The 16695-nt window shown below is 45.5% G+C and carries 17 protein-coding genes; 5 read left to right on the top strand and 12 right to left on the bottom strand.

Going from position 1 to position 16695, the window contains the following annotated elements:
• Positions 1–129: 129 nt before the first annotated feature.
• The 10 genes from AC1RNB_RS01730 to AC1RNB_RS01685 all read right to left on the bottom strand — a co-directional run bounded on the left by AC1RNB_RS01730 (position 130) and on the right by AC1RNB_RS01685 (position 8794).
• Entirely contained in the window at positions 130–825 is a 696-nt protein-coding gene (locus tag AC1RNB_RS01730) for a rhodanese-like domain-containing protein (protein ID WP_493080151.1), read from the bottom strand.
• A gap of 12 nt (positions 826–837) precedes the next feature.
• Complete coding sequence (locus AC1RNB_RS01725; RefSeq protein ID WP_493080149.1) at positions 838–1875, bottom strand: LysM peptidoglycan-binding domain-containing protein; 1038 nt, start codon at positions 1873–1875, stop codon at positions 838–840.
• A 26-nt stretch (positions 1876–1901) separates the two neighbouring features.
• Positions 1902–3254 (bottom strand): methyltransferase RsmF C-terminal domain-like protein, encoded by a 1353-nt coding sequence (locus tag AC1RNB_RS01720; RefSeq protein WP_493080147.1) that lies wholly within the window; start codon positions 3252–3254, stop codon positions 1902–1904.
• Positions 3255–3302: 48 nt separating this feature from the next.
• Positions 3303–4091, bottom strand: coding sequence for a carboxylesterase family protein (locus AC1RNB_RS01715; RefSeq protein WP_493080145.1), 789 nt, complete (start codon positions 4089–4091; stop codon positions 3303–3305).
• A 1-nt stretch (position 4092) separates the two neighbouring features.
• Positions 4093–4890 (bottom strand): O-methyltransferase, encoded by a 798-nt coding sequence (locus tag AC1RNB_RS01710; RefSeq protein ID WP_493080144.1) that lies wholly within the window; start codon positions 4888–4890, stop codon positions 4093–4095.
• On the bottom strand, positions 4869–5354 hold the full coding sequence (locus AC1RNB_RS01705) for a hypothetical protein (RefSeq protein ID WP_493080142.1): 486 nt from the start codon (positions 5352–5354) through the stop codon (positions 4869–4871). The genes AC1RNB_RS01710 and AC1RNB_RS01705 overlap by 22 nt, the downstream gene beginning before the upstream one ends.
• Positions 5355–5360: 6 nt before the next feature.
• Positions 5361–5858 carry a dihydrofolate reductase gene (locus AC1RNB_RS01700; RefSeq protein WP_493080141.1) on the bottom strand — a complete coding sequence of 166 codons (498 nt, stop codon included), beginning with the start codon at positions 5856–5858 and terminating at the stop codon, positions 5361–5363.
• 79 nt (positions 5859–5937) lie between these two features.
• A complete protein-coding gene (locus AC1RNB_RS01695) occupies positions 5938–6732 on the bottom strand; it encodes a thymidylate synthase (protein ID WP_493080139.1) in 795 nt (264 codons plus the stop codon).
• Between the two features lie 69 nt (positions 6733–6801).
• Entirely contained in the window at positions 6802–7989 is a 1188-nt protein-coding gene (locus tag AC1RNB_RS01690; protein ID WP_493080138.1) for a proline dehydrogenase family protein, read from the bottom strand.
• A gap of 88 nt (positions 7990–8077) precedes the next feature.
• Entirely contained in the window at positions 8078–8794 is a 717-nt protein-coding gene (locus tag AC1RNB_RS01685; protein ID WP_493080136.1) for an SDR family oxidoreductase, read from the bottom strand.
• A gap of 124 nt (positions 8795–8918) precedes the next feature.
• Here AC1RNB_RS01685 and AC1RNB_RS01680 point away from each other — a divergent pair, with 124 nt between their 5' ends.
• A complete protein-coding gene (locus AC1RNB_RS01680; RefSeq protein ID WP_493080134.1) occupies positions 8919–10016 on the top strand; it encodes a mandelate racemase/muconate lactonizing enzyme family protein in 1098 nt (365 codons plus the stop codon).
• A 37-nt stretch (positions 10017–10053) separates the two neighbouring features.
• Entirely contained in the window at positions 10054–10569 is a 516-nt protein-coding gene (locus AC1RNB_RS01675; protein ID WP_493080132.1) for an acyl-CoA thioesterase, read from the top strand.
• Positions 10570–10579: 10 nt separating this feature from the next.
• Here AC1RNB_RS01675 and AC1RNB_RS01670 read toward each other — a convergent pair whose 3' ends face one another.
• A complete protein-coding gene (locus tag AC1RNB_RS01670; RefSeq protein WP_493080131.1) occupies positions 10580–11347 on the bottom strand; it encodes a lysophospholipid acyltransferase family protein in 768 nt (255 codons plus the stop codon).
• A gap of 130 nt (positions 11348–11477) precedes the next feature.
• On the opposite strand from AC1RNB_RS01670, the gene hxpB reads away from it, so the two are divergent.
• A complete protein-coding gene (gene hxpB / locus AC1RNB_RS01665) occupies positions 11478–12140 on the top strand; it encodes a hexitol phosphatase HxpB (protein ID WP_493080129.1) in 663 nt (220 codons plus the stop codon).
• 115 nt (positions 12141–12255) lie between these two features.
• Here the strand turns inward: hxpB and AC1RNB_RS01660 are convergent, their stop codons facing one another.
• Positions 12256–13788 carry an OmpA family protein gene (locus AC1RNB_RS01660; protein ID WP_493080127.1) on the bottom strand — a complete coding sequence of 511 codons (1533 nt, stop codon included), beginning with the start codon at positions 13786–13788 and terminating at the stop codon, positions 12256–12258.
• Positions 13789–13986: 198 nt separating this feature from the next.
• Between AC1RNB_RS01660 and AC1RNB_RS01655 the strand changes: the two genes are divergently transcribed.
• Positions 13987–14949 (top strand): polyprenyl synthetase family protein, encoded by a 963-nt coding sequence (locus AC1RNB_RS01655; RefSeq protein WP_493080125.1) that lies wholly within the window; start codon positions 13987–13989, stop codon positions 14947–14949.
• A complete protein-coding gene (gene recJ / locus AC1RNB_RS01650; protein WP_493080123.1) occupies positions 14949–16652 on the top strand; it encodes a single-stranded-DNA-specific exonuclease RecJ in 1704 nt (567 codons plus the stop codon). The genes AC1RNB_RS01655 and recJ overlap by 1 nt, the downstream gene beginning before the upstream one ends.
• Positions 16653–16695 lie beyond the last annotated feature (43 nt).

The raw sequence follows: 16695 nt of genomic DNA, 5'->3' as shown, positions 1-16695 counted from the left end.
TATTTCAATAAAAGGTAACCAAGAAAATCAGACTCATTGCCAAAGCATCTTTACAAAAAAATCTCTGTACTTCTATGTTGTTATTTTCAACACAGAGGTACAGAGATACAGAGTTACACAGAGAGAGAATTATTTACCGAGCTTCTCCTTTAGTTCAGACAGCTCAACCACACCCTGTTTACGCCAGGTTTCTTTGCCGTTTTTATAGATGATGAATACCGGCAGACTTTCTACCTGCTGTGCTTTCATCACATCCACATCCATCCCACCATCTACTTTCACCAGTTTGAACTGACCGGCCAGCTCTTTTTGCAACTGGTTCAACACAGGTTCCATTTTTTTGCAGGGCGGGCACCATTCGGCACCAAAATCAACCAGTACTACCTCTGCAGAAACAGTGAGTGTTTTGTACGCATCCAGCGTCATCTGTGTGGCATCGGCGGGTTGCTCTACTGTTTTTCCTTCCAGTTTCCAGGCAGTCAATCCCCCTTTCAGGTTTTGTACGCTGGTAAAACCCTGTGCCAGCAGGAATTTGGCAGCAGCAGCACTGCGTACACCGGATGCACAGTATACCAGTAAAGGCTTTGATTTATCAAGGTATTTGGTCCGTTCTGCAAATTCTTTGCTATTGAGCCAGTCTGCCTGCAGGGAATTTTTCAGATGGCCCGACTGAAACTCACCGGCCGTTCTTACATCCAGCAATTGAGATCCGCCTGCCTGGATGCGTTTTTCAAATTCAGTGGCGGTTAATCCATCCTGTGCCTGGCTCTGACAGGATACCAGCAAAGCGGATAACAGTATGAAAGAAAGTAATCTTTTCATCATAAACGATTTATATTATTCAAAATAAGTAACGGTAACGGTAAATTTCTGATCCGAAATACCCAATGCAGAAGCAGCAGAATTACTGATACGTAATAATACACCTGAAGCTCCTTTGGTTTCCTGCAAAGGACCGAGCACCATGGCACAAACACTTTTATTGCCCGGCCCGGTAATACGAACAATAGTTTTAGGGGCAATCTCATTCATCAGCACATAATACTTACGATCTGTCCAGCCACTGATGGTTTTGAATGTAGCTGCGTCTCCCGAGCGGAACTGTTGTACGGCAGCTTTATCATGTTCCATATATCCTGCGGCAAAATAGCCTTCATCGCCTTCTCTGGGTGTATAAGTTATATCCGGTGTTGGCTCCGGTTTCTTTTCTGCCGCTACTGTTTTTTTCTCCTCAGTTGGTTTGGCTTTTTCGGTTTCCAGTATAGGTTGAGGTATGGGTGTATCTTTTTTTGTAACCAAAGAAAGTACTGTTGCCTGTTTCTTTTCCGGTACCTTCTGGGAAATTTCTTCCGCTACTGTTGCAGGAACTGTAACCGGTGGCGGCGTTTCTTTAACCATCACCGTCTTTTTATCTGCCGTTGCAGTAACAGGTTTTGCATTCACCATATACCCGATAATCACTTCCTGACCACTTTTCACTACATCGTTCTTCAGCTTATTCCATTCACGCAGGCGGGCCATGGGTACTTTGTTGTACAGATTACTTAAGCGGTACAGGTTATCACCCTTTCGTATCACATGTACCACTGGTGCACTGTTTTCGCTGGGTTGCTGCAGTAAATTATTGGAACTAAGAGGTATTTTAATAGCCGTACCTCTGGGCAATACCGCAGCAGGATTAATATTAACCGCATTAAACGTACTCAGCTTTGCTACCGAAAAACCAAACTGGTTGCTCACTGTCTGCAGGGTTTCAGTGCCGGTAGACACATATAACACATAGATATCCGGGAACTTACCTTTTACTTCTAATGTTTGCTGCGCTCCGGCAACAAGACTAAGCAGGCAGGCAAGGAGAAAGGGGTATATCTTCATATTCATCCGCATTGAGTGCCGCAAAATTACTCTTTTAATATTCTCCATTCGGCGGGATAATAATTATTGACCCGGTTTGGCAAAACTTTCACCCAACCCAGGGGCAGCTCTTCAAAAGCCACCAGTTGCCAGCCTTTGGGAGAATCGGGTAATACCAGGTCTTTTCGGCGCAGATATTGTAAAGCCTGCTCCCGCGTAAGGGGCAGTGGCGTAAATTGACCTTTCCATAAACCACTCAGGGCCAGTTCGTGCTCTGGTATCACATCCTTGCCTTTAATGGTACCGATACCAGTACCTGCTTTCTTGATATACAAAACTTTGGCCAGGATCTGCAGGTCCTTCCACCAGCGGGTAGGAATAGTACGAATGGTTTCTCCCTGTTTGAATAAAGAGTATCCTTCGGGGAGGGTTATAAATGACTGTATCTGTTGTATTTCCTGTTTGGATGGAAGTGAGAGAGTCAGTTCCTTCCAGCGGCTCTCTGCAGTTGCTGTTTTCTTTTGAAACACCGCAATAAAAAAACCTTCTCCTTTTACCCTGTCAGGATAAAACCGATATCCATGGGCGCCCTTTTCCGGCGAACGCGTTTCTACGATTCCCCATTCGTCAGGAACAGACAATGGTTTCGACTCCATGCCCATTTCCGTTACCAGCCAGTCGGCAATGGCTTCATCTTCTTCTGTTGAATAGGAGCAGGTTGAATACAACAAGAGTCCCTCTTCTTTCAAGGCCGGCAATACATCTGCCAGGATTCTTTGCTGGCGCTGGCTGCAGAGCTGCACATTGTCTTCGCTCCATTCTTCAATAGCAGCCGGATCTTTGCGAAACATACCACTGCCACTGCAGGGTGCATCAATCACCATCACATCAAAATAGCCCGGCAAAGATTGAAAATGCGAAGGATCATTATTGGTAACTACCACCTGCGTACTACCCCATTTGGTAAGATTCTCTACAAGGATAGCGGCCCGTTGTTTGATCACTTCATTGGCTACTACCAGTCCTTCCCTGAAAAAAGAAGCGAGTAAAGTACTTTTACCACCGGGTGCGGCACAGAGATCCAGTACTTTTTTTTCTGTGTCATTTCCCAACAGTTCCTGCAATGCTTGCCAGATAAACATACTGCTGGCTTCCTGCACATAATAGGCACCTGCATGAAAAAGCGGATCGAGTGTAAAAGAAGGCCGTGAGGGAAGATAGTAACCATGCTGACACCAGGGGATACCGGAACTGGTTTCCGGTGCATTTACCATCGGTTTTTCAGGATTTAGTCTGATCGATGTTACCTGCTCGCCGGAAGCATGAACGGCTTCAAATGCAGCACGGTTAAATCCGGCAACAGGGTTCAGCGATTCCAGTAATGACAGGGGTAACGACATCCGGCAAATATACAACAGCCCCCTCACTCACTACTCACCACTGACCACTCACTTCTTCAACTGCGCAAATAACCAGCTCATCAGATCGGGCTCGGTAAAAGCTTTGGACCAGCAATTATGTTCCACACCGGCATATTCGGTATACCTCACAACCGAAGCGGCTTTTTTTAAACGCCGGTAATATTGTTGCGAGAAGTAGGGAGGCACAACAGGATCTTTATCGCCATGAAATAACCAGAGAGCCGATTTGCCGGCAAAATATTTCGCAGTAGCCGGATCTCCGGCACCACACATCGCAATACCTGCCGCAAAAGTTTCTGGATAACGGGCCAGCAGATCAAGCACACCCATGCCGCCTTGCGAAAGTCCGGCAATATAAATCCGGCCGGCATCCACTTTACCCGAAGCCACCAGACTATCCACCAGTTTTTTCACCAGCATGGCAGGCAGGGTGGGTTCGTTACGGAAAGGGAAAACCCAGTCTTTGGCATAACCGGTGGTCAGATCCAACTTGTTTTCAAAATAAGCCCAGGCATCCTCCGGTCCGCATTGCGGAAATAACACATAGGCCGGATAATTTCTGCGCACAGAATCACGCATAAAGAAACGCCCGCCAATAGATAATTGTGCTTCGTTATCAGTCCCTTTTTCAAAAGCTCCATGCAAAAAAACAAGCAATGGATATTTTTGCGTGAGGTCGCCGGTCGGGGATAATAAACGATAAGGCAGTTCCGACTGCTGGTATTCGAAATAGTTTTTACTGTATACAGAGAAATCCTGTGCCGGTACAAACTGCACCGAAAACAAACTGATCAGTATCCATACCAGGTAACGCATATTAAAAACGGATGGTAAAATGCTGTTTTACTTTTTGTTCTTTCCGGAAGAAGACCAGTCCGATAAAAAACAAATCGATACTTAAAGTTACGGCAGGATACTGTTGAATCTCTGCCCATGCCTGCTCCATTTCGGCACTCCAGTGAATATCGTCGAAGATGAGGATGGAATATTCATGCATGGCCGGTAAGAGCTCCCTGAAATAGCGCAAAGTGGGTTCATACCGGTGATTGCCATCTACAAATGCCAGATCAATACTGCCCATCTGCTGCACAGTAGTGGCGAGGGTTTCATCAAAATTTCCTTCTACCAAACGGATATTCTGTAAACCCAGTTTGGCAAAATTTTTTCTGGCAACTGCCGCAACGGTAGAGGCCCCTTCCATAGTTACTACCTTGCTTTGTTCATTGGCAGCCGCCATATATGCGGTGGTGATACCCAAAGAAGTGCCCAGTTCCAGTATATTGGCCGGAGAATAATGATCCACTATCCGGAATAATAACTGCCCAAATCGTTTCGGCTTCAGCGAAGAGCGCGCAATATCACAGACTTTACGCGTATTTTCTTTCCGCACCCGTGAGCCCGCACCAAAATCCTGGATCAGCAATGTTTGTTGATCAATCAACAGTAATTGCCTGAGATTTTCGATGGTGCGATACGCATAAAAAGCCCTGTCATCATTCATGACCTGCGTAATGAATGAAAATACAAAGGGAGAATGCATACCATGGCCTTTACTGTTCGAAGCAGTTATATAATATTTTGCATACCGCGCCGCTAACTGTAAAGGCGAATACATGATTCTTTACGGGATTGATGAGGTAATTGTTTCAGCAGCCAAAGTAACGCATAACCGGACGAAAACAGGCTGAGGTAAACAGGTATCTTGGTAAAAAGATCATAATCATTCCAGGAATACAAGGAATTGTTCCAGTACAGCAGAATCAGTATTATCCATGTCAGTGGCCTGCTATGGCGCAAAGGCTTGTATAGAAACAAAACGGGTAGAATAATAACAAGCATTAGTCGTACAGCAGGCAGGTCCATTGTAAACCTTCTTGCCGTATCATTGACCTGAAATTGTTGTGAAAGCTGATATAAACCCACCAACTGGCGTATCAGGAAAAGAGAATAACCGATCAGCAGAAAATTGGAAACAGCTAATATATTCAGTAATAAGTTTCTGTATGGCTTACGGGTTACCCACTGCGTAATCAACAACAAGGGTACCGTAGTGCAATATGCCACCTGTATAAACTGCATGGGTTGCTATGTTGTAGATTTCTCCCATACCTGGAAATGATACCCGTAAGCATGTTTTGCATCCGGCGCAAATGATTGTTCCGATTGAAGATGCCATTCTGCCGGATCCATCTCCGGGAAAAAAGTGTCGCCGGGCAATTCCGCTTCTACGCGGGTTAGATAGATCCGCTTAGCCAGCGGATAAGCTTCCCGGTAAATTTCTCCTCCGCCTATCACCATCAGTTCTTTATAATGAGCCGCTTCGGCCACCGCTATGGCTTCTGTTAATGAATGTACCACTACCACATTTTCTGCCTGCCAATCTGTTTGCCGGGTAATCACAATATTCAAACGTCCTTGCAAAGCTTTACCCATGGATGCATAGGTCTTACGCCCCATCACCACCGGCATGGCCCAGGTAGTACTCTTGAAAAACCTCATATCATTCGGCAACGACCATAACAACTGGTTGCCTTTTCCAATGGCATTGTTTTTGGCAGCAGCAACTACTAATGAAATCATCATAGCCAGCCCAGGCATTTAATTGATAAATGGAGTAAATACAAAAGTATGACATTTCTCCCTTCGGGGAGTTAGTGGATCATCACACCGCCACCGGTGCTTTGATGGGTGCGTGGTGCTGGTAATTTTCCAGTGTAAAATCTTCGAACCGGAAACCAAAAATATCTTTGACTTCTGGATTGATCCGCATCGTTGGTAAAGCAAAAGGCTCACGCGTTAACTGCAGCTGTGCCTGTTCTATATGGTTATTATACAGATGCACATCGCCAAAACTGTGCACAAAATCACCATATGCCAGATCGCAGACCTGCGCTACCATCATGGTAAGCAACGCATACGAAGCAATATTGAAAGGAACACCGAGAAATACATCTGCGCTTCGCTGGTACAGCTGGCAGCTTAGTTTTCCATCGGCCACATAAAACTGGAAGAGTGTGTGACAGGGCATCAATGCCATTTTCGGCAGCTCTGCTACATTCCATGCACTCACAATTAACCTCCTGCTATCCGGATTTTTTTTGATCTGGCTGATCAGGTCGGTGATCTGGTCTATCGTAGTACCATCTGCTCCCTGCCAGCTGCGCCACTGTTTGCCGTACACAGGCCCCAGATCGCCATTGGCATCGGCCCACTCATCCCAGATACTTACTTTGTGATCGTTGAGGTATTTGATATTGGTATCGCCCTGTAAAAACCAGAGCAACTCATACACAATACTTTTCAGGTGCAGCTTTTTAGTCGTTACCATCGGAAAACCTTCCTGCAGGTTAAAACGCATCTGGTAACCAAAACAACTGATGGTACCGGTTCCGGTACGGTCGGTTTTCCGGGCTCCTTTTTCTATGATATGCCTGAGTAATTCCTGGTATTGCTGCATGACTGCAAAATACGCCTGAAAAAGCATGTAAGAAAGCAGGAATGCCTGCTGGGGAGAATCTGTGAATTGTTATCTCTGTTTTCTGCGCTTGAGTTCCTTCCTGATCAGCGAAAGTTCCCTGCCGGTTTGTCCGCTCATACTGCTGTTTTCCTGTGCACGGCGCATCAGGTAAGGAATAACATCGCGTATCGGACCAAAAGGCAGGTATTTACTCACATTAAACCCTTCTTTGGCCAGGTTGAAAGTGATATTGTCGCTCATCCCGTACAACTGCGAAAAATGTACATGCGGATGGTTATGCGGCAGACCTTTTTCTTCCATCAGGTTAGCGGCAAGCAGATTACTTTCATCATTATGCGAAGCTACAATCACAGAAATATCATTGATGTTGTCAATGCAATATCTCACAGAGTCATTGTAATCACGGTCAGTAGCTGTTTTATCCGGCTGTATCGGACTGGTATAGCTTTTTTCAAAAGCACGCTCTCTCTCCTTCTCCATATAAGCTCCCCGCACCAGTTTCATTCCCAGTTTAAAACCCTGTTGCTGGGCAATTCTGTGTGATAAACGGAGAAAATGTAACCTGTCGTGACGATACAGCTGTATGGTATTATACACGATCACTTTTTCTTTGTTAAAGATCTCCATCATTTCAATGGTGAGCCTGTCTACCGGATCCTGGATCCAACTCTCTTCTGCATCTATCAATACACCGATATTTTTTTCTGCTGCTGCTTCGCAAATGATATACATACGTTCGCGAACCCTGTCCCACTCTGCAATCTCTGCTTCATGATCATGGATACCGCTACGCAAACGGGGCGCTTCGTCCAGTGTCTGCAACAGGCCAAAACGTGCCAGCCCGGTTACTTTGATACTGATAAAGGGAATATTGGTTTGTGTTGCCGCATAATTGATTACACGGATAAATTCATCGGTAGCATGATCGTAGTTCTCTTCTCCTTCTTTTCCTTCCACACCATAATCCAAAATTACCTGCACACCATATTTGCCCAGTACAGCCCCAACAGCTGCCGTTTCCTCCAGTGTTTCACCACCCACAAACTGTTTGAAAATGGTTTTACGGATAATACCATGCACTGGTAAACCGGTCTTCATTACAAACGGGGTTAACCGTGTACCCACCTGTACAAACCAGGGAAATTCCATGGTTTTGAACAGGAACGCTGCTGACTTTAATTCCGAATCGGACTTGTAGGCGAAAGCGTTTTCAGTATTATCAAAGGAGATATTCATGCTAACAGATGTTCGTGATGCGAATATCGGTACAGCAGCGGTAAGTAAAAAAGGTTTTACCCGAAACTTCGGTTTATTTTTAAAAAAATCAGATGGCCTGGTGGTTAAAGGGCTGCAACACCATTTCACTTACTACCCCGCTTACCGGCTGCTGGCAAAGAAACCAGATGGCTTTGGCAGCTTCTTCGGCCATGATCATCTTATCACGCTGTACCCGCAGGTCTATCGTATCCCAGAACGGCGAATCCACCCCGCCCAGGAACAGGTTGGTGATCCGGATATCGGTTCGTTTCAGTTCTTCGCGGATGCTCTGCATCATGCCGGTAAGCCCGTATTTACTCGCGCTATAGGCTGCGGCCCCGGCCATAGGCACTTTGCCCAGCACGCCCGGAATGTTTACGATCAACCCTTTTTTCTGAGCTTTCATGGAAGGCAATACGGCTTTCACCAGGTAAAAAGCACCTATCAGGTTGGTTTGCAGCGTAAGCTGAAACTCTTCCGAACTCAGGGTGTCCATCGGTTTGATGATGCCAATACCAGCCGCATTCACCACGATATCTATGACCGGTGTCTGTGTCAATACCTGCCCGACTGCCAGGTTTACCGATGTCTCGTTACAAATATCCATCACCAGCGCTCTTTCTGCCGCAATACCTGCTTCCCTGGCCACCTGCTGCAGTTTGTTTGCCTCTCTTCCCATAATAAATACCGTGGCCCCGTTGCTGCTGATCAGTTTAGCCACCTTTGAACCAATTCCCCCGGTAGCGCCTGTAATCAATACCTGTTTACCCTTCAAAGTTTCCATATAGTTGGTTTGATGCTGGTAGTAACAATAGCGGCCGCTTTTTGTTGCAGGCACCTGTCTGTTTTATTCAGAAAAGAAACTGACCGGGAAGAAAAGTATTGAAGATAATTACGGAAATTCGCGCATGACTATCACTTCTATCGAAATTTATAAATACACCATCCCCATGGTGCCATTTACCATCGCTACAGGCACGATGGATTATGCACAGAACCTGTTTATCCGCATCCATACCAGCGAAGGCATTACCGGCGTAGGCGAATGTTCCGCCTTCCCCATGATCGTGGGAGAAACACAGGCCACTTGTTTTGAAATGGCTAAAGACTTTGCACGGCTCTGGAAAAACAAACCGGCCAGTGATATTGATGCAAGGTTACAGGAACTGGACCTGTTCACCGCGGGTAACTATACGGCCAAAAGCGCTTTCGATCTGGCATTGTATGATATCGCCGCTAAAAAAGCCAACCAGCCTTTGTATCAATACCTGGGCGGAGAAAGGAAGGTGATTGAAAGTGATCTCACCATCGGCATTGGCACTCCCGAAAACATGGCTCTGACAGCCCGGGAATTTGTAGCTAAGGGGGTCAACATCATCAAAGTAAAACTGGGAAAGAAACCTGCGGATGATATTGAAAGAATCCGGCAGATCAGAGAGGCCATAGGCTACCAAACGCAGTTACGCATTGATGCCAACCAGGGCTGGAGCTATGAGGATGCAGTAACTGCGCTTACGGCACTGGGACAATACGATATCCAGTTCTGCGAACAACCTATGCGCAGATGGAACGATGAATTATTACCGGCTCTGTGCAAGCTCTCTCCTATTCCTGTCATGGCCGATGAAAGCGTATTCACCCACCACGATGCGGAACGTATCATCCGGAACAAGGCTTGCGCCTCTATCAATATCAAATTTGCCAAAAGTGGTGGCATCCACGAGGCCCTGAAGATCAATGAAGTGGCCGAAAAAAATAATATACCCTGTATGATGGGTGGTATGCTGGAAAGTCGTGTGGCATTAACCGCAAAAGTGCATTTTGCCATGGCCAAAAACAATGTAAAATTCTACGACCTGGATACCTGCCTCATCGGGCATATCGAAGATCCCGTTACCGGTGGTGTCAGTTACCAGGGTATGCAACTGCAGTTAACAGACGCTCCAGGTATTGGCGCCGATGTAGACCCCGCCTACCTGAAAAAACTGGAGCAGGTGGTTATTTGAGTTCTGCCACTGTATCTTTGCCCCCAAATCAAGAAAAATGGAACCGAAGAAAGCAAGTGACAGTTTTGTGGTGATGAACGAACTGGTTTTACCCAATGATACCAATACTTTCGGCAACCTGATGGGGGGCCGTTTAATGTACTGGATGGATATCGCTGCCGGTATTGCGGCGGGCAGGCATTGTAATACCCCCAGCATGACCGCTTCTGTAGATAATCTGAGTTTTAAGAATCCCATTAAACTGGGAAACGTGGTTCGGATAGAAGCCAAAGTATGCCGTGCTTTCAATACATCTATGGAGATCAATATCCGGGTGTGGGGCGAGGACCTGCTGCATCAATATAAATACGAAAGCAACGAAGCTTTTTTCACTTTTGTAGCGTTGGATCCCAATGGTAAACCCCGCAAAGTGCCACCGGTAATTCCGGAAACAGAAGAGGAACAACGTTTATATGATGGCGCTATGCGCAGAAGGCAGTTACGACTGGTACTGGCCGGAAAAATGAAACCACATGAAGCCAGCGAATTAAAAGCGTTGTTTTTTAAAGACTAACCCTGTTCATTTATTTATCCAGCAGGTGCATGATATGGTGTTTGCTTTTGAGCATATAGGTTTTACTTTGCTCTATCGCTTCCATTACCTGTTCCAGGATTTCTTCTACGGGTTGGGTATAATCGATCACCATCGGCTCTTTAAACCGGATAGAGAGTTGAGATCCTCTTTTCTTGAAGGATAAACCCGTTTTACTGAAAGCCCGCCAGAACCCATTGATTACAACAGGCACTACCACGGGATGATTATTCTTGATAATATGCGCTGTACCTTTTCTGCCGGGCGCAAAAGGTTTGGTGGTGCCCTGCGGAAAAGTGATCACCCAGCTTTTATGCAATGCCTCATCAATTTTTACAGTATCTGATTCATCTCTTTCACGGTTAATATCTTTTCCCTCGGCACGCCAGGTACGTTTCACAGTCAGGGCTCCTGCCATTTTAAAGAAACGGCTGATCCAATTGCTGTTCATGGTTTCTTCTGCCGCTACAAAATACACATTGGTGAAAGGATTCAGCAGATAGTAAGGCAGTCCGAGGCGGTTCTCCTTCCGCCACTTAACCGCACAGAAAATATGTACAAAAGCAATCACATCGGCGAAATAGGTCTGGTGGTTACTCACAAAAAGCACATTCTGCCTGGGAAGTTTTTTGAGGTGTTCGGTTCCTTCAATCCGGATCTTATTAAACAGTACAAGCCCCGGATAGGTAATTATGCCCACGGTTCCGTAAACCAATGAACGGATGACCCTGATATATTTAAATCGTTCCACTAATTTCATATGAGGGGGTATTGCAAGCGTTGCAAAATAAGGAATTAGCGAATATTAGGTGGGATTGTTTAAAAATAACTGACCCTGCCACCGGTTACTACCTGCCGCGGTAATACATTTGCGGTCTGAAAACAGGTATATGGAATTGACTACAGTGATATTTGATATTGATGGGCTGCTTATAGACAGCGAACCACTCTGGAATGAAGCAGCAGCGGAAGTATTTAGCCAATACGGCGTAAACCTGACGGAAGAACAATACAAAACCACGACCGGATTGCGCACCAAAGAATTTGTGCATTGGTGGTTTTCCCATTTTAATATTGGTCACAAAGAACTGGCAAGAGCCGAAAAACAGATTGTATACAGTGTACTCGACAAAATAGAAAGAAAAGGCACCATCATGCCAGGTGTGCCTTATATCTTCGATTTTTTTGCCCGCAGGTCTTTCCGCATTGGCCTGGCCACTTCTTCCCCCCCGGCCCTGATCGACCTAGTGGTAAAAATGACGGGCATTGGCAAATATCTGCATGCCACTTCATCTGCAGAAGACCTGCCCTACGGCAAACCCCATCCACAGGTATACCTGAATTGTGCAGAACAATTGAAGAGCCCTCCGGTACAATGTATCTGTTTCGAAGATTCCTTTAACGGACTTATCGCCGCCAAATCGGCCCGCATGAAATGTGTTATCGTACCACATATCTCCCAGGCAAAAGAAGAAAAATGGGGAGCAGCCGATCTCAAACTATCCTCCCTCCAGAATTTCGGGGAGCTTCACTTCAATCTCCTCACCCCCTAAAAAATATAACGCATCAAAAACATTCACTCATTCACTCATTCACTCATTATAAAGAAAGAGCCCCGCTACTCGCAGGGCTCTTTCTTTATCGTTCACTAATCAGCGAAATCTGTGATTAGTTTTTGCTTCTCAGGTTTGGATGTGGGGCAGGAACGGTGTTAGGTCCTTCTTCCAGTGTACCCTGTAAATCTACAGTGTTGGCATCACCATCCTGTGCATATACAAATAATAATCTGCTTTCAGAAACACCTTGTTTCTCAACCAGGTATTTGATAACAGCGTTTACACGCTCCCAGCTCAACTGCTGCGCAGACTTGTTGGAAGCACCGTATCCGATTACTTTGATTTTGCAGGTTGGGTTAGCATTTACTTTAGCAGCTACAGAAGCCAGTGTGGCCTGCGCATCTTTGCTCAGTTTAGCATTGCCTTTGAACTGAATGCTTGGCAGGTTTCCAATAGCGCATTCTTTTTCAGCAGCAGGTTTCCAGTTAGCCATCATGTCTTTAATTTCTTTGCAACATGCTGGTTCAGGACAACTACCAACGCCATCATTGTTTACAGGGAAACAAGATTTAGCAGTTAATACTTCTTTGTCTTTGAAATCAGGAACACCATCACCATCGGTATCTTTAGAAACACCATGGCTGTCTACAGGAGCACCTTTAGGAGTGTTTGGCTCCAGGTCGAACTGGTCAGTTACACCATCAGCATCTGCATCAGGTAAAACCACTTTAGGCATTTTCATGTGCTTAGGTGAGTTCAGCTCGCTGTATACGAAGTTGTTGGGGTTAAGCCAGTAGAGAGGCTCCACTTTCTTGGCGTTACTACCCAGGTTGATATTCAGTCTTGCACTGGTGAAAGAATAGTAATCATTGCTGTTACCATCTTTCCATGCATCCAGGTAATCATACCCCGGAGCTGAGAAAGTGAATTTCTGCTCAAGCGCGATATTCGCTTTTTTAGACACTTTGAAAGCGATACCGGCACCCAGGTTAATACCATGGAACAGGGTATAAGCTTTTCTGTTATTTACAGTAGATCCACCGATAGTAGTGATGGTACCTGACTGGCTGTTCTGACCATTAGGCAGAATCTGACCATAGAAAATATTGTATCCGCCTGATTGTGCACCGGGAGCACCTTTGTACATAACCTCGGCGGCATTCAGACTGTAACCTGTTACCAGGTATACATTTGTTTTAGGGTTACCTCTGTAATTGCTGCTGGTATTCAGAGAAGTAAGTACATCAATACCTAACTGGTAGGTTTTGTTCTTATAGTCTTTCTGACCAATAGCAACACCGTACGCATTCGGCGCACCGGCATTCCATAATCCGGAAAGGCCTGCACGTACAGAGAAAGTGTGGTTAAGAGCTTTTCTCAGGGAAACTGTAGCACCAAAACCGGTTTTAGGTTTTACATCTCCGGTAATGGAGCTGAGACCTAATCCAAATCCCAGTTCCCACTGATCACGCGGGCGTGCAGGGTAAGGATACTGGTTGTTTAAAAACTCATTGTGCTGGGGCAGGTTTTTCACTGCAATCTTGGAAGTATCTTTCCAATCCCAACCCCAATCTGTTTGAGCGAACCCGACCGACTGTATCAGAACGATCAGTGCTGCTAATAAAAGGTGTTTTTTGCTTGCCATATAGATATTTATTTATTGTGTAAAAAAGTCGTTTCTGGGGGGAAACATTGCAAAATTATACATTATGAATCATTCTTGCAATTTTTGGGCCAAAATTATCAGGTATTAATCCTACGTAAAGACCGCAGGAAATCAATTAACGCTGCTTAAGGCTGTTATATTGCCTGTATCGGCCTTATATTGCAACATATTTGATCCATGAAATTAGCAAAACAGGTCATAGCAGCAGAACTTAACATGTTCGAATCACACTTTAAAGAAGCTGTGAAAAGCAGAATTGCACTGCTGGACAGGATCATGCAATATATAGTAAAGCGGAAAGGAAAACAGATGCGTCCCATGTTTGTACTGTTAAGTGCCAAATTGGGTGGGACTGTGAATGAAAGTACTTTCCGGGCCGCTTCTCTGGTAGAACTGGTTCATACTGCCACCCTGGTTCACGACGATGTAGTGGATGATTCGCTGGAAAGACGCGGATTTTTCTCTGTCAATGCTTTATGGAAAAATAAAGTCGCCATCCTGGTGGGAGATTACCTGCTTTCAAAAGGATTGTTATTGTCCCTCACCAATAAAGACCATATGGTGCTGGAAATCCTGACCGAAGCATTTAAGCTGATGAGTGAAGGCGAATTACTGCAGTTCGAAAAATCACGCAAGCTGAACCTGAACGAAGAGATCTATTACGATATCATCAAAGGCAAAACCGCTTCACTGCTGGCTTCGGCCTGTGCAGCCGGAGCCTCTACTACCTTCGAAAACCCGGAAGATGTAAACCGGATGAAACTGTTCGGCGAAAAAGTAGGCATGGCTTTCCAGATCAAAGACGATCTCTTTGATTATGGCTCTCAGGATGTGGGTAAACCCACCGGAAATGATATCAAAGAGAAAAAACTCACACTACCTTTAATATATACACTCAATCATTGTTCTCCCGACATAAGGCGGAAGCTGATCTATATCGTCAAAAACGAGAATACCCAAAAAGATAAAGTACAATTTGTACTGGATGAAGTGAATAAAGCAGGTGGTATCCGTTACGCCACAGATAAAATGAACACTTTTCGCGATGAGGCACTGGATCTCTTATACCAATTTCCCGATTCCGACGTTCGTAAAGCTCTCGAAGAACTTGTCCGCTACACAACCGACCGCGCCTATTAATGCAAAAACGCTGGAACATATTACAGGCCGGTGAAGAAAAGATTACTTCACTCAGGGACGCCCTGAAAATTAATACGGTCTTGTGTAAGATACTGGTGCAAAGAGGGATCGATAACTTCAACAAAGCCAAAACCTATTTTCGCCCGCAACTCAGCGAACTGTATGATCCCTGGTTGATGAAAGACATGGACAAAGCCGTAGCCCGTATCCTCTCGGCTTTTGAAAAGGGAGAAAAAATTCTGGTCTTTGGCGATTATGATGTGGATGGTACCACTTCGGTGGCCAGCATGTACCAGTTCATTAAAGCTATTTACAGCGATACAGATTTTTATATCCCCCACCGCTACCGCGAGGGATATGGTGTATCAAAACTGGGGATTGATTTTGCCAAAGAGAATGGTTTTACATTGATCATTTCACTCGACTGCGGCATCAAATCGGTGGATTTAATTACCTATGCAAAATCCATCGGAATCGATTTTGTTGTCTGCGATCACCATTTACCCGATAAAGAACTGCCACCTGCCGTAGCCATACTCAATGCCAAACAGGTGGATTGCCCTTACCCCTATAAAGAACTTTGTGGATGCGGTGTAGGATTCAAACTGATGATGGCTCTCGCAGAAAAACTGGGACTGCCGGATGAATCTTACCTTGTATACCTCGACCTGGTAGCCACTGCCATTGCCGCTGATATTGTTCCGATTACCGGAGAAAACCGGGTCATGGCCTACTATGGTTTACAGAAAGTAAATGCCGCCCCCTGTGCCGGCATCAAAGCCCTGATGCAATTGGCGGGTGTACAGAAACACATGCATATCAGTAACCTCGTATTTGTGATTGCCCCCCGGGTAAATGCTGCCGGCAGAATGGATGATGCACGCAAAGCCGTACAACTCTTTGTAGAAAAAGACTATAACAAAGCCCTTGCTTTTGCAGAAATGCTGCACAGCGATAATGCCGACCGGAGAGAAGCCGACAGCAGTATCACAACAGAGGCGCTCGCTTTAATAGAGCAGGATCCCTTGGCCGCTTCCCGGAAAACAACCGTGGTATTCCAGGAACATTGGCACAAAGGAGTGGTAGGTATTGTGGCCAGTCGTTTGATAGAAACCTATTACCGCCCAACCATCGTATTAACCCGCAGCGGCGATTATGCGGCAGGAAGCGCACGCAGTGTTGCCGGCTTTAATCTCTACGAAGCCATCCATGCCTGCCGCGAACACCTGCTGGGGTATGGAGGACATTTTGCCGCAGCCGGCATGACCCTTCTTCCTGAAAATGTAAAAGCTTTCGCAGATGCCTTCGAAAAAGAAGTGAGTGCACTCATCACCGATGACCTGTTGATTCCTGAAATCATCATCGATGCAGAGATCAGCTTCACAGATATCACACCCTCCTTCTTCAGTATACTGGCACAGATGGAGCCGTTCGGACCGGAGAATATGCGCCCGGTATTTATTGCACGAAAAGTAATGGATACAGGTTTCTCCAAAATTGTGAAAGAACAACATATCCGTTTTGTACTCAGGCAGAATAATATCACACTCACGGGTATAGGTTTCAACATGGCAGATAAGTTCCCCATTCTCCAGCAGCAGGAACCCATAGACATCGTATTCACCCTCGATGAAAACGTATGGAACGGAGAAACTAATTTACAACTGAAAATGATCGACCTGCGGATCAGTGGATCCTGGTAAACACCACTTTATATTCTCGCAAAGGCGCAAAGGCGCGGTTTTT

The organism is Sediminibacterium sp. GW821-FHT12F12 (genome assembly GCF_058806635.1).
The sequence above is the reverse complement of the archived record's forward strand: the minus strand, read 5'-3'. Positions and strand labels throughout refer to the sequence as shown.